The following is a 13,965-nucleotide window of genomic DNA, read 5'->3' on the forward strand; positions in this document are numbered from 1 at the left end:
TTCGCCCCTGTGTTAACAAAAGCAGTGTGGCGTTTTCATCACTAATTAAATGTGACGTTAAAAAATGAAAAAATTGAAAGTCGTAACCGTAGTGGGTACCCGTCCCGAAATCATTCGTCTTTCCCGTGTTATGGCTGCCTTGGACAGGGATTGTGATCATGTTTTGGTGCATACTGGGCAAAATTACGATTATGAACTGAACGAGATTTTCTTTCAGGATCTCGGCATTCGTAAGCCTGATCACTTTCTTAACGCTGCAGGTTCTACCGGCGCGGAAACCATCGGCAATGTGATCATTAGTGTGGATCGAGTGCTTGCTGAGGTCCAGCCTGAGGCGCTCCTGGTGCTTGGGGACACCAACAGTTGCATGGCGGTAATTCCGGCAAAGCGTCGCAAGATCCCGACATTCCACATGGAAGCTGGTAACCGCTGCTTCGACATGCGTGTACCCGAAGAGATCAACCGTCGTATTGTCGATCACACGGCTGATATCAATCTGACTTATAGCACTATTGCTCGCGATTATTTGCTGCGCGAAGGCCTGTCTCCAGACATGGTAATTAAAACAGGCAGCCCGATGTTTGAAGTGCTTAATCATTATCGGGCAGGCATAGAGGCTTCGAATGTTCTGGAGCGTTTGAGTCTTGAGCCTGGAAAGTTTTTTGTGGTGAGTGCTCACCGCGAAGAGAATATTGATTCCGATACGAATTTCCTCAAGCTGGTTGATGTGCTGAATCAGACAGCCGAAGTTTTCGGGCTTCCTGTTATTGTTTCCACTCACCCCAGGACACAGAAGCGTGTTGATGCCATGGGCGTGAAGTTCCATGCAAATGTACGCTTGCTTAAGCCGTTGGGCTTCAAGGATTACAATAAGCTGCAACTTGAATCAAGGGCTGTTCTTTCCGATAGCGGCACTATCAACGAAGAATCATCCATTCTGAACTTCCCGGCGTTGAACATCCGGGAGGCCCATGAGCGTCCTGAGGGTATGGAAGAAGCGGCCGTCATGATGGTCGGTCTGGAAGTCGATCGCGTAATGCAAGGGCTGCACTTGTTGCAGGCGCAGGCTCGTGGCGAGCAGAGAACCTTCCGTCTAGTTCAGGACTACAGCATGCCTAACGTTTCGGAAAAAGTAGTCAGGATCATTCACAGTTATCGTGACTATGTTATGCGTGTTGTTTGGAAAAAATACTGATCAGGGCGAGACGTATTAATGTCGAAGGTTTTTATTGTTTCGGAATATGTGGGTGCACATCAAAATTCTACCGGTTTTTTTTGGTCAAAAATCGTAAATAAGATTGGGGCTGAGCTTGGGGGCGTGACAGTTATTTATCCAGGCACGGATGAGCGTTCAAGTTTTTTTGAGAGTCCCAAAGTTAAAGAAGTTGCATTCACATCACTGAAGTTTAATAAAAACAAGCTTTTGCTCAGAGTGGTCGGTCAATTTTGCCAAGTGATGGGTTTTTGTTGGCATATCCTCCGCAATGTCAAGAGAAATGATGTTGTGCTGAGCGGGACAAATCCGGCATTACTTTTGATGGTTATTCCCCTTTTGAAGTTGATCAAAGGCTTCAAATGGGGAGTGCTGGTTCATGATGTATTTCCTGAGAATTTGATTCCTGCAGGTATAATAAAGGCTTCCAGTCCCGTTTATCCTGTAATAAATCGGCTGTTTTCGAGTATTTATAACTCTGCTGAGTTATTGATAGTTATTGGTCGTGATATGCAGGAGTTGGTCGTTGGGAAAGTAAGCAAACCGTCCAAAGTCGTATTCGTACCTAATTGGGCAGATGAAAAAGAGGTCTTTCCTGTACCTCGTCACACCGCACCTTTTCTCAAGGAGCTGGGGTGGCAGGAAAAAGTTGTATTTCAGTTTTTCGGAAACATCGGTCGTCTGCAGGGCATCGAAAATATTCTCGAAACCATCGCTCTCGTCGAGGATGATCGCGCAGCGTTCATCTTTATAGGAGATGGTGCGCTCGTTGCCAAGGTGAAAGAGTTTGTTAAAAATAATCCTCAAAAGAATGTTGCCTATGCGGGCTCTATTCCATTGAAGGATAAGAATCAGGGGCTCGCTGCAGGTGATGTAGCACTTATTACTCTGGAAAAGGGAATGCTCGGGTTGGGTGTGCCCAGCAAGGCCTATTTTTCTCTTGCTGCAGATAAACCTCTTTTGGCGGTTATGGACGATGATGCCGAGATATCTCGAGTTATTCGCGAAAACGGAGTTGGCTGGCAGTGCAAGCCGGCTGATCCTCGTGCGTTGGCCGACGTGATAGCGACAATCTGCAACGCTGATCTTGTGGCCTTGACGGGTTGTTCGCTAGCTGTTTTTCGTGAGAATTACGCCGAGGATCTCGCGTTGAATAAGTTCTACGCAAATGTCGCTAATCTCATTGGAATGAACAAGGTATGAAAGTGCTCATTACTGGCGCCAATGGATTTGTAGGGCGACGGTTGGCTAACGTACTTCGCTCTGAATACGACCAGTTGGTTTGTTGCTCGCGAAACTCCGGGTCAGACCCTGAATTTATTACTTCTCCTGCATTAAGTGCCAATGCAGATTGGGGCCCGTTATTGACGGGGGTTGATGTCGTGGTCCATTTGGCCGGTAAGGCTCACAATTTGGGGGAGCCAAGGAGCGTGGCCTTGGAGGGTTTCAAGCAGACAAATGTCGAGGGAACTCTTCGGCTGGCAGAGCAGGCGCTCGCTGCTAATGTAAAAAGATTCATTTTTATCAGTTCAATCGGTGTGAACGGCTCGTCGACGAGCGAAATTGCATTTGACGAGTCTTCGCCGGCTGCCCCTCATGCGGATTATGCTGAGTCCAAGTTAGCCGCTGAGCGAAAACTCGAGGTGCTGTGTCGGGGGACTTCGATGGAACTGGTAATTATAAGACCACCTTTGGTGTATGCAGCTCAAGCACCTGGTAATTTCCGGAGATTGCTGAAAATAGTCTCACTAGGGCTCCCTTTGCCTTTTGCTGCCATCAACAATCGACGTAGCATGATTGCATTGGATAATCTGGTAGATTTCATCCGTGTTTGTGTCGCGCATCCGAAAGCCGCCAATAGTCTGTTTCTTGTTTCCGATGGTGTCGATCTTTCCACTGGTGAGATAGTCAAGCTTATCGCCAAGGGTATGAATAAAAAGGTCCGACTTGTAGCTGTGCCCAAGTTTCTTTTGTTGGCTGGCGCTACGCTGTTGGGAAAACGTGCGATCTATGCACAGCTTTGTGGTTCGCTGGTAATTGATTCTTCGAAAGCACAATCAACATTGGGTTGGGTCCCGGTCGTCTCACCTCAACAAGCGTTGATGGAGTCAGGTCGGGATTTCAAGATCCCTTAAATTTTTTGTGTATGGTGTTCTTATAATGATAAATGCACATTTGATAACTGAGTATTTCTGGCTGGTATTTCCTGTAGTGATTTCTTTGTCGCTCGTCTTGACCGGGGCCCTGCGTGTTTACGCGTTGAAAAACAGTCTTATTGATGTTCCAAATGGGCGGAGCTCACACTCAGTTCCCACGCCACGTGGTGGTGGAGTTGCAATTGTTGTCTGTTTTTTACTCATCCTGCCGGTTCTCGCGTTGACTGGAATTGTGAGTTGGTCAAATGCATTGGGGTTGATTGGCGCCGGTGCCTGGATTGCCGTGATCGGCTTTCTTGACGATCATGGTCACATTGCAGCTCGCTGGCGCCTATTGGCTCATTTCATTGGCGCGATTTGGGCTTTATTCTGGATTGGGGGCTTGGCACCGGTCAGCGTGTTCGGAGTGACGATCGATCTCGGTTGGGTAGGTCACGTCATTGCCGCTTTCTATCTGGTCTGGATGCTCAACCTGTATAACTTCATGGATGGAATCGACGGGATCGCAGGGGTTGAGGCTGTCACTGCGTGCTTCGGTGCCTGCCTGATTTACTGGATTGGTGGTTTTGAGTCTCTGGTCTGGGCTCCCTTGCTGCTCGCCGCTGCGGTGCTCGGATTCCTTTGTTGGAACTTTCCCCCAGCGCGGATTTTCATGGGGGATGCGGGCAGTGGCTTCCTAGGTATCATCCTGGGCATTTTTTCCCTTCAGGCATCCTCCACCGCACCACAATTATTGTGGGTCTGGTTGATTCTGCTTGGCGTATTTATTGTCGATGCTACATTCACCTTGTTGCGGCGTCTAATGCGAGGCGATAAGGTTTATGAGGCGCATCGCAGTCATGCTTATCAGTTCGCTTCGAGGAGCGCTGGCCGCCATTTGCCGGTGACAGTAGGTGTTTTGATTATCAACCTGCTTTGGCTGCTTCCGATCGCCTTGGGTGTTGGAGTATGGGGCGTGGATGGCATGCTCGGTTTGTTAATAGCTTATGTTCCGCTCATTTTACTCGCTGTCAGATACCGCGCAGGAGAGCTGGAGAAGGCGAATTGAGGTGTATGTCACCTGATTCGCCAGGTTATTGACGCTGTTCCGGTGTTTAAATAATGGATCTCTGTTACAGGAATCCAGCGCTTGAAGCTTTCAGGAGTGCGAAAGGGGTTTTATGGATAATGTTCGGGCATATTTGTTAAGCCTTCCGCGTAGACGCAAACGCATCTTGCAAGTCATCACTGACTGCCTGCTTGTATGGGCAGCCTTGTGGATGTCTTTTATCGTTCGCTTGGGTATTGACGAGATGATCAATCCGTTCACCCAGCACTTTTGGCTGTTCGTGGCCGCTCCGATTGTCGCAATTCCTCTGTTCATCCGCTTTGGAATGTATCGAGCTGTGATGCGTTACTTTGGTAACGATGCACTGATCGCAATTATCAAGGCAGTCAGCCTCTCCGCGCTAATTCTCGGGGTGGTCGTGTTTTGGTATAGCAATCACCAGAATGTTGTGCCCCGCTCAATCATTTTTAACTACTGGTGGCTCAGTCTGATCATGGTCGGCGGATTGCGTCTCGCCATGCGCCAGTTTTTTCTGGGCGACTGGTTTGCAGCCGCTCAACACGTTCCATTCACCAATCGTGACGATGGGCTGCCGCGCGTCGCGATTTATGGTGCAGGTGCAGCAGGTAATCAGCTGGTCGCAGCCCTGCGCATGGGGCGCGCCATGCGCCCTGTTGCTTTTATCGATGATGATAAAAGTATTGCCGACCGTGTGATTTCCGGGTTACAGGTTTACAAGCCTAAGCACATTCAGCGCATGATTGATGTTACGGGCGCGCAAGAGATACTGCTCGCGGTACCATCTGTGAATCGCGCTCGTCGACGTGAGATTCTCGGCTTCCTGGAAAGATTTCCACTGCACGTCCGTAGCGTGCCCGGGTTCATGGATTTGGCTAGCGGTCGGGTCAAAGTTGATGACATTCAGGAGGTCGATATTGCAGACCTGCTTGGTCGGGATGCGGTGCCGGCACAGGGTGATCTACTAGAGCACTGCATCAAAGATCAATCTGTGATGGTAACGGGGGCTGGGGGCTCTATCGGCTCCGAACTTTGTCGCCAGATTTTGATACTGAAACCAACGACGCTTTTGCTGTATGAACACAGCGAATTTAACCTTTACAGCATCCTGTCAGAATTGGAGCATCGCGTTGCACGTGAATCACTAACCGTGCGCTTGATACCTATCCTCGGTTCGGTGCGTAACCAGGATAAGCTGTTGGATGTCATGAAAACCTGGCATGTAGATACGGTTTACCATGCCGCGGCCTATAAACACGTGCCGATGGTTGAGCACAATATCGCTGAAGGCGTGTGGAATAATGTCATTGGTACGTTGAATACCGCACAGGCCGCGCTCCAGGCTGGAGTTTCGAACTTCGTACTAATCTCTACCGATAAGGCCGTTCGACCTACAAACGTAATGGGTAGTACTAAGCGTTTGGCGGAACTGACGCTGCAGGCATTGAGTCGGGAGGTGGCCCCTGTAATGTTTGGTGATAAGACGAACGTTTCCCGGGTGAATAAAACGCGGTTTACCATGGTCCGCTTTGGCAACGTGCTCGGGTCTTCCGGTTCAGTCATTCCTCTTTTTCATAAGCAGATCAAATCGGGTGGTCCGTTGACCGTTACCCATCCCAAAATCACTCGTTACTTCATGACGATTCCGGAAGCTGCGCAGTTAGTGATTCAGGCTGGATCGATGGGGCAGGGAGGAGATGTATTTGTTCTGGATATGGGCGAACCCGTCAAAATTGTCGATCTTGCCGAAAAAATGATTCATCTTTCCGGTTTCAGCGTTCGTTCCGAAAAAAACCAGCATGGCGATATTGCCATACAGTTCACAGGGTTGCGTCCTGGTGAAAAATTGTATGAAGAATTGCTGATTGGCGACAACGTGGCTGCTACCCCACATCCAATGATTATGACTGCCACCGAGGATTATCTCAGCTGGGACGTGCTTAAAGTCAAGCTGGGAGAACTACTTTCGGCTGTTGAGCGCGATGATTATTCGCAAGTTCGCCAACTGTTACGAGAAACAGTCAGTGGCTATAACCCCGACGGCGAAATCGTCGACTGGATCTACCAGCAACGTCGCCTCGAACCCTGATTGTTTCACATCCCGCAACAGACACATTTTTGACACCCTCCCCACATCACCTAACGTTGAGGAAGCAGCTGCGGAAAAGCTGCTTCCTCAACCGATGTCATGGAGCGTCATTTATGCGTATAGGCTATTTCTACTCCCTGGTTTTTGCCCTGCTCACCAGTGCTTCTATCACCGCCAATGCAGCGCCTACGGGCAAGCCGGAGGCATCCAAGGCTCCGGTGGCTATGGAGGCTTCGGCGGGTGTGGAATCAGGCAAGGTGAATCTCAATAAGGCTGATGCGCCGACCTTGCAGCGTGAGTTGTCCGGTGTGGGGGAGGCCAAGGCCAAGGCGATTGTTGCGTATCGTGAAGCTAATGGGCCGTTTGCCTCCACCGAGGAGTTGCTCGAGGTGAAGGGGTTCGGCAAGGCGCTCCTGGATAAGAATCGCGAGAAGCTTCAGGTGAACTAAGCTTGTAAATCTGCCTTGGAAGGCCGGTCATTGACCGGCCTTTTTGCTATCTGGCGGAGGGTGAGCGGTTTTGCCTTTCGTCGCCGAGCAAAAAATTACGACTATCATATGATGCTTAAATTATGGCTATAATAAATACGATTTCCATGTCGGCGCGCTGACAACCTTGGCGCGTATCATTTTCTCTGGCATCTCCCAGGAGCAATCATCATGACTTCCATCCAGTCCCAAGGCACAGCCCTCGTCACCGGCGCTTCCTCCGGCATCGGTGCTGTCTACGCACAGCGTTTGGCTGCGCGTGGTTTTGATTTGTTGTTGGTCGCCCGTGATCAAGGTCGGCTTGAAGCGGCGGCGAGTGCGTTGCGTGATGCCCATGGTGTTCAGGTTGAGGTGTTGAAGGCGGATTTGACGCAGAAAGATGACGTGCTGAAGCTTGAGCAGCGTCTTCGCAGTGATTCGAGTATCAGTCTGTTGCTGAACAATGCGGGGATAGCGGCGGATGGGTTGTTGGCCAATGCCGACTTGGATCAGATGGAACGCATGATTCAGTTGAATATCACGGCGGTCACGCGTTTGGCGTCGGCGGCGGCGGCGAGTTTTGGCAAGGCGGGTCGGGGCACGATTATCAATATTGCATCGGTGGTGGCGTTGTTTCCCGAGCGGTTTAATGCGACGTACAGCGCGAGCAAGGCTTATGTGTTGAGTTTGACCCAGTCGTTGAGCGCCGAACTCGACGGCACCGGTGTCAAGGTCCAGGCTGTGTTGCCAGGGGTAACACGCACGGAGATCTGGGAGCGTTCGGGTATCGATGCTTCGCAGATTCCGGAGGATATGGTGATGGAGGCGGGGGAGATGGTCGATGCGGCGCTGGCGGGACTGGATCAGGGTGAGTTGGTGACCATTCCTTCATTGCCGGATGCTGGCGACTGGGATGCATTTGTGGCGGCGCGTCTGGTCATGGCGCCTAATCTTTCCAAAAGCAAGGCGGCTGCGCGTTACAAATGACGCGGGCGAACCGGTGTGAGGTGGTGGCGGTATGAGTGATCGTCGAGTAGTAGTGACAGGCATGGGGCTGGTGTCTCCGCTGGGTAGCGGCGTGGAGGCGGTCTGGGCGCGCTTGTTGGCTGGGCGTTCCGGGTTGCGCAATTTGCCGGATGAGGTGGTGGCCGATCTGCCGGCCAAGGTCGGCGGGGCGGTGCAAACCGTTGCGCAGGACCCGGAGGCAGGTTTTGATCCGGATCGGGCAACGGCGCCCAAAGAACAGAAGAAGATGGATCGGTTCATCCTGTTTGCCATGGAGGCGGCGCGCCAGGCGATCGAGCAGGCGGGGTGGCAGGCACAAACAGCGCAAGCCCAGGAGCGTACGGCAACCATCATTGGGTCCGGCGTGGGTGGTTTCGGGGCGATTGCCGATGCGGTGCGTACCACGGACAGTCGTGGGCCGCGACGGTTGTCGCCGTTTACCATCCCTTCCTTCCTGGTCAATCTGGCCGCGGGGCATGTGTCGATCGATCATGGCTTCAAGGGCCCGCTGGGCGCACCGGTCACTGCCTGTGCGGCTGGCGTCCAGGCGATTGGCGATGCGGTGCGATTGATTCGTTGCGGCGAGGCGGATGTTGCGGTGTGTGGGGGCGCAGAGGCGGCGATCGATCGGGTCAGTCTTGCCGGCTTTGCGGCGGCGCGTGCTTTGTCCAGCGCTTTCAACGACACCCCGGAGCGCGCTTCGCGTCCGTTCGATCGCGACCGCGATGGCTTTGTCATGGGTGAAGGGGCTGGCCTGCTGGTGGTCGAATCCCTGGAGCATGCCTTGGCCCGTGGTGCTCAACCCCTGGCAGAGGTGGTTGGTTATGGCACCAGCGCCGACGCCTATCACCTGACCGCGGGCCCTGAGGATGGCAGCGGCGCACGCCGGGCCATGTCATTGGCATTGGCTCAGGCCGGGATTTTGCCGGAGCAGGTCCAGCATCTGAATGCGCACGCCACTTCGACACCAGTGGGCGACCTGGGGGAGTTGGCAGCCATCAAGGCGCTGTTCGGTTCGCAAAACGGCATTGCAGTGACCTCGACCAAGTCGGCCACCGGGCACTTGCTCGGTGCTGCTGGCGGGATCGAAGCCATTTTCACGCTGCTGGCGATCCGGGACCAGATCGTGCCCGCAACCCTTAATCTCGATAATCCGGACCCGGCCAGCGAGGGCGTGGACATTGTTCGCGGCCAGGCACGACCCATGGCGATCGAGTACGCGCTGTCCAACGGGTTCGGGTTTGGCGGGGTGAATGCCAGCGTGCTATTCAAGCGCTGGGTTGGCTAGTTGTCAGGCTGAATAAGGTGGGTGCGTGTCACCTCGAGGATCTCGGCAGCCAGCTCGGGGTTCTCGACGCTGCGCGATAGCAGCAGCGCGCCGATCAGAGTGGACATGATGACAATGCTGCGTCGCTCGGTGTTTTCGCCCTCGAGGGTGCCCTGGATCTGGCGAAGTCGTGCATGGAGCACCGCGTCTGATGTTGGGCTTGGCTGGCCGCGCATGCCGAGTTCCGAGGACATGGTCGGCAGTGGGCAGCCTTCGTGGGGCGAGGTCTGGTGCCATTCGGACAGGTAGGCGTTGATGAATGCCTCCAGCGGGCGGTCTTGGGAAAATAGCTCGGCGCAGGTGACGTCCACTTGATCCCCGGCGGCCTGCAGCGCTTTTTCCACCAACTCGTCCTTGGACTTGAAGTGTGAATAAAAGCCCCCGTGGGTCAAGCCCAGCGCTTTCATCAGCGGTTGCAGGCCGGTCGCGCCGATGCCGTCACGGCGAAAGCGTACAGAAGCTTCCTTGATGATGCGTTGGTGTGTCTGGGCTTTATGGTCCTGCGAGTAACGCATCTGATATCTCCACATCAATGCGCCATATTAACCAATGAAAATTGGATGGTGACTGTACTTCTATTTCTAAAAAGCATGCAGATGCGTCGAACTTGATCGAACCCCAATGAAATATGGCACGAATAGTGATTACTCATTCACCAACGATTGTTGAACAATCCGGGGTAATGAGTATGAACAGCGGGCTGTCATTGGCCGATCAGATCACACTGGAGTTACGTGGCGACATCATTGGTGGGCGATTGCTGCCGGGCATGTCCCTGGTGGAAAGCGATTTGGTGGCCGCCTATAACGCGTCGCGCAATACCATTCGGGAGGCCTTGCACCGCTTGGGGCAGGAGGGTTTGACCCGCTATGTGCGCAACAAGGGAGTCATGGTGCGCCGGCTGGGGATTGAGGATGTGCGGGACCTGTTCCGAGTTCGACGCACGCTCGAATTGCAGGCCATCAGTGCCAGTCGGCCCCTGCGCGAGTATGAGTCCGACCGCATGCTCGAAGCCCTGGAAGCCGCCGAGCTGGCCCGGGAGCGCGAGGATTGGCGCGCCGTTGGCACCCATGGCCTGGCCTTTCACCAGCACATTGTCGGGTTGTTGCGCAGTCCTTTGTTTGACGCGTTCTTCACCAACGTCGTCGCGCAATTGCGCCTGGTGTTCTGCAGCGCTCCCGATGAAGCGCGTTTCCAGGCGCCCTGGCTGGCTCGCGATCGGCAAATCCATGAGCTGCTTGCCGAGGGCGACAAGCGCGGCGCCGAAGACGCCATGTGCCTGTATCTCGATGATTCCGAACATCTGCTGTCGCAATTGTTTGCCACTGCTTCCCATCACTGATCGAGGGTGTGTGCCATGTACAAAGACTATCCGGCGGCTTATCAAGTCAGCAAAGGTTCGGCCTTGCAGGTGGACAAGGCTTTCTACGAGCGGGTTCGCGACGCGAAGGACGGGCGTACCCTGATCGAGTCATTCGAAGTGCCGATCCGTACTGGTCGTGCCTGGAAAGTGCCGGCCGGGCACGTGTTTCGCGTGACCACGCCGGTCGGGCCGCAGGTGGGGGATTTCAACGTGTGGAACGCCAACGATCCGCGCGAACGCTTGTGGGCGGCGCGGACCCGGCAGTTGCAGGGGGCGCACGTCAGCATCCACGATCGGCTCTGGTCGAACCTGCCATTCTTGCGGCCGCTGGTAACCATCACCGATGACAGCCTCGCCGCGTACGGTATCGACGAACATGGCGGGCGCCTGCACGACTTGCTCGGTACCCGCTGCGATCCGTACGTGAACAAGATGCTCACCGGCGAGGACTTTCACCATCACTGTCATTCCAACCTGACCCGTGCGGTACTGCCTCACGGCCTGACCGAATTCGATGTGCATGACGTGCTGAACATTTTCCAGTGCACGGGGCTGAACCACGACGACATGTACTTCATGAAGGCCTGTCCGGCGCAGAAGGGCGATTACCTGGAGTTCTTCGCCGAAATCGATTTGCTCTGCGCACTGTCGACCTGCCCGGGAGGCGATTTGTCGCTGGCCATGTGGGGACCGGATGCGCAGGACCCGCTGAGCGTGTGCCGGCCGCTGGGGGTGGAGGTTTATCGATTGGATGATGCGTTGCTTGAGGGTTGGAGCCAGCCGGAGCGTGCGGCGTACCAGGGGATGCATGGGTTGCACATTGCTAAGGCCGATTGGGAATTGTAGATAGGCGAATCACGCAAGAGTACCGCGCCCTGTAGGAGCGAGCATGCTCCGGGCGGCGTTCCGACGAAAAACCTGAGAGCACCGCGGGGTGCCAGACTCCCCGCGTCATCGTTGACCTCCATCGCGAGCATGCTCGCTCCTACAGGCTCTTCCGGTGACTCGCTGTAAAAGCGAAACCCTATGTGGCTGTTACCGCAGGAATGGATATGTACGCCGTCAACCCACCACGAGATTTTCAAGGCAATTGCATGTCCTTGACCCAGCTCATTTTTTTTAATCCACTCGAACGGTTGTAACTTCGTCCCAGATAGGTACAATGGCGCGGCTCGCCGTCAGGTGAGCGTCGTTATGGTGACCCCATCGGTCCCCCCGCAACGATCAGCCGTGAACCCGGTCAGGCCTGGAAGGGAGCAGCCGCAGCGGTGACATTGTGTGCCGGGGTGTGGCTGGTGGGGTTACCACCTATCTAAAAAACCGTTGTAAATCAACGCGTTATCAGTCAAAAAATCTCGAAGTGTGACAGCGTTTAAGTACATCCAAGTGGTGCACTATGCGTTGCATTCTAGTCCGCTACACCATTCCCTCCAAATTTATATCGTTGTCACGTTTCTTGTGCTTTTCAGAAAGTTCGGCTTTGTTGGTGTGAGCAAAAGAGCTTCACGCCAAGGCAAGGGAAATCTGTCTCGGTGTGTTGGCTGGTAATTGGGTTCGGTGGGGCAGATAAGGCTCAAGCTCCGCCGGTAAGCTCGCCAACCATTACTGCGTGGCAGTTGGAAAACAGCTCTGCAACCTGCTTCAGCGTGCCAATGATCTCTTTGGATCGAGTGTCATCAAGCGAGAAAGCTTCGATGACGTTTTGGTCTTGACCGACCATAAGGAATGCTTTCACTGGCCTTTGGTTCTGCTTCACCTTTGAAAGCATTGCACCATAGTCATCTTCCCTGATAGCTGATTTTTCCTTGTCCTTCGCTTTGTCCTTCGTGACTGGATAGCGGAAGAATGTGCTTGATGAATCCGTCTCCTCGATGTCACTGATCCATTGACCTAGCTCAGCGGGGAAGCTCCAGTCGGTGTTTGTATGGGTTGACAGGTACTCAGCGTGATCTTCAAAAAGGAAGCAGAAGTGGCGATAGAGCGGCTGCAGGCCGTGGACGTTAAACATGGGCTTCCACTTCGCCCCATCGAGGACTTTGGGTTCGCCGCTTGCTGGGGTGTCTCCATATGGAATGTTGAGCTTGCGATGAAAAATGATGATCGCTGACTTCAGGTAAAGCTCTATAGCGTGCCGGTACAGATAGCTTATTGGCAGGTGGTCGTTCAGGGTCGGTGTGTTCTCTCGGGTATTTTCGAGGGCGTCAGCGGCATCCCTGAACGAGTCCGCAACCGCACCGAATCCAGAATCAAAATGCCTATCGAGCGGCAGCATCATATAGAGCATGGTAGCGTTCCTTTCTGGCAGTTGGTTCTGTTCGTGTGACTCGCGTCGCCCTGCATGTAGGAACATTTCAGCTCACATGTTCTTACCAGCGGTCTCGAAAAATCTCAGCGTGTCATCTGGAAGGTTTCCTAAGTCCTTGAACATCGGCACGAACCTTGAGGTTTTACCAATGTAGTACTCGATTATCGGGGCGTAATGAGCGTCTTTTTTCTGTGGATACCGGATGAGGAATCGATGCATTGTGATGACTTGATTTTTCAGCTCTCTTGTTGGAGCCTCAAGCATAGAGCCGTGTTGCTTGGCGGTGAAAATGAACTGAGCATAAGCATCCGAGCTGTCCAGTACACCAGCTTTACGCTCGGACTCGGCAACCATATGGTGCATGAACAACTCTGCCTTGCCCACGCCCCCAACTGAAGTCCCCAGCAGCTCTCCGATTCTTGTATCGATGTCCTTTATGACCAGAAGAATCTCTTCGCTCTGCTTGTCTATTGACATCTGCCTGACTTGCTTCATTTGCAAATCAAGCGACCAGAGCACCCCGAAAAAAGCGGCCAATGCGAATATCGGATTCAAGATGCCGCCGAAGTAGTCCCCGAAAGCTCCCCAGATCGCTTGATCATGGACGCGGTTGATGCCAAACATGTCAAGGTATAAGGCGACGATTGCAGCTATGAAAGAAAGAGCAACGCCTGCAACAATCAAAAAAAATCTAGGACTCATGGTAACTCCCTGTAATGAAGCGCGGAGACTAACTGGAAGCACTTGAGATTCCCAGCCAAAACCATTTCCCGCCGCTGAGAAAAGAAGGCACATCGGCATGCATTTGATTCGGTCGCTGGAAAAATAATTTGTCGGTTTTGCCCGGGGTGCTTAGCCATGTGCGAGGGGGGCAAATGACAGTCCCCGTAATTTGAAAATAACCTTCGCCACTCAAGCGCCGTAACACACGAGCAGAGTGACAACGTGATTCAGTCCTTCATGGCACGTTGAGC

13 protein-coding genes and 1 other RNA gene are annotated in these 13,965 nt (G+C 53.4%); 11 read left to right on the plus strand and 3 right to left on the minus strand.

The window, feature by feature from the left end; translation table 11 throughout:
• The first annotated feature begins 64 nt into the window (after positions 1–64).
• From wecB to fabF, 8 genes are all read left to right on the plus strand, one after another.
• Positions 65–1,195: a non-hydrolyzing UDP-N-acetylglucosamine 2-epimerase gene (gene wecB / locus PSUM_RS15505; RefSeq protein WP_083348485.1), complete on the plus strand. Its 1,131-nt coding sequence runs from the start codon at positions 65–67 to the stop codon at positions 1,193–1,195.
• Between the two features lie 18 nt (positions 1,196–1,213).
• Positions 1,214–2,416, plus strand: a complete 1,203-nt coding sequence (locus PSUM_RS15510; protein ID WP_083348486.1) for a glycosyltransferase family 4 protein — start codon at positions 1,214–1,216, stop codon at positions 2,414–2,416.
• Complete coding sequence (locus PSUM_RS15515; protein ID WP_083348487.1) at positions 2,413–3,348, plus strand: NAD-dependent epimerase/dehydratase family protein; 936 nt, start codon at positions 2,413–2,415, stop codon at positions 3,346–3,348. The genes PSUM_RS15510 and PSUM_RS15515 overlap by 4 nt, the downstream gene beginning before the upstream one ends.
• Before the next feature lie 25 nt (positions 3,349–3,373).
• Entirely contained in the window at positions 3,374–4,417 is a 1,044-nt protein-coding gene (locus PSUM_RS15520) for an MraY family glycosyltransferase (RefSeq protein ID WP_083348488.1), read from the plus strand.
• 112 nt (positions 4,418–4,529) lie between these two features.
• Complete coding sequence (locus PSUM_RS15525) at positions 4,530–6,524, plus strand: polysaccharide biosynthesis protein (RefSeq protein WP_083348489.1); 1,995 nt, start codon at positions 4,530–4,532, stop codon at positions 6,522–6,524.
• A gap of 113 nt (positions 6,525–6,637) precedes the next feature.
• Entirely contained in the window at positions 6,638–6,973 is a 336-nt protein-coding gene (locus PSUM_RS15530) for a ComEA family DNA-binding protein (RefSeq protein WP_083348490.1), read from the plus strand.
• Positions 6,974–7,183: 210 nt separating this feature from the next.
• Complete coding sequence (locus PSUM_RS15535; RefSeq protein WP_083348491.1) at positions 7,184–7,978, plus strand: SDR family NAD(P)-dependent oxidoreductase; 795 nt, start codon at positions 7,184–7,186, stop codon at positions 7,976–7,978.
• 31 nt (positions 7,979–8,009) lie between these two features.
• On the plus strand, positions 8,010–9,284 hold the full coding sequence (fabF, locus tag PSUM_RS15540) for a beta-ketoacyl-ACP synthase II (protein WP_083348492.1): 1,275 nt from the start codon (positions 8,010–8,012) through the stop codon (positions 9,282–9,284).
• Here fabF and PSUM_RS15545 read toward each other — a convergent pair.
• Entirely contained in the window at positions 9,281–9,838 is a 558-nt protein-coding gene (locus PSUM_RS15545) for a TetR/AcrR family transcriptional regulator (protein ID WP_083348493.1), read from the minus strand. The genes fabF and PSUM_RS15545 overlap by 4 nt on opposite strands.
• A gap of 173 nt (positions 9,839–10,011) precedes the next feature.
• Here PSUM_RS15545 and PSUM_RS15550 point away from each other — a divergent pair, with 173 nt between their 5' ends.
• The 3 genes from PSUM_RS15550 (at position 10,012) to ffs (ending at position 11,987) form a co-directional block, all read left to right on the plus strand.
• Entirely contained in the window at positions 10,012–10,665 is a 654-nt protein-coding gene (locus tag PSUM_RS15550) for a GntR family transcriptional regulator (protein ID WP_083348494.1), read from the plus strand.
• Positions 10,666–10,680: 15 nt separating this feature from the next.
• On the plus strand, positions 10,681–11,532 hold the full coding sequence (locus tag PSUM_RS15555) for an urea carboxylase-associated family protein (protein WP_083348495.1): 852 nt from the start codon (positions 10,681–10,683) through the stop codon (positions 11,530–11,532).
• Between the two features lie 358 nt (positions 11,533–11,890).
• Positions 11,891–11,987: signal recognition particle sRNA small type (gene ffs, locus PSUM_RS15560), an RNA gene on the plus strand.
• A 272-nt stretch (positions 11,988–12,259) separates the two neighbouring features.
• Here ffs and PSUM_RS15565 read toward each other — a convergent pair.
• Entirely contained in the window at positions 12,260–12,970 is a 711-nt protein-coding gene (locus PSUM_RS15565; protein ID WP_083348496.1) for a hypothetical protein, read from the minus strand.
• A gap of 72 nt (positions 12,971–13,042) precedes the next feature.
• Entirely contained in the window at positions 13,043–13,693 is a 651-nt protein-coding gene (locus PSUM_RS15570; protein ID WP_083348497.1) for a hypothetical protein, read from the minus strand.
• Positions 13,694–13,965: the final 272 nt, after the last annotated feature.

Source organism: Pseudomonas umsongensis, assembly GCF_002236105.1.
Lineage (GTDB): Bacteria > Pseudomonadota > Gammaproteobacteria > Pseudomonadales > Pseudomonadaceae > Aquipseudomonas > Aquipseudomonas umsongensis.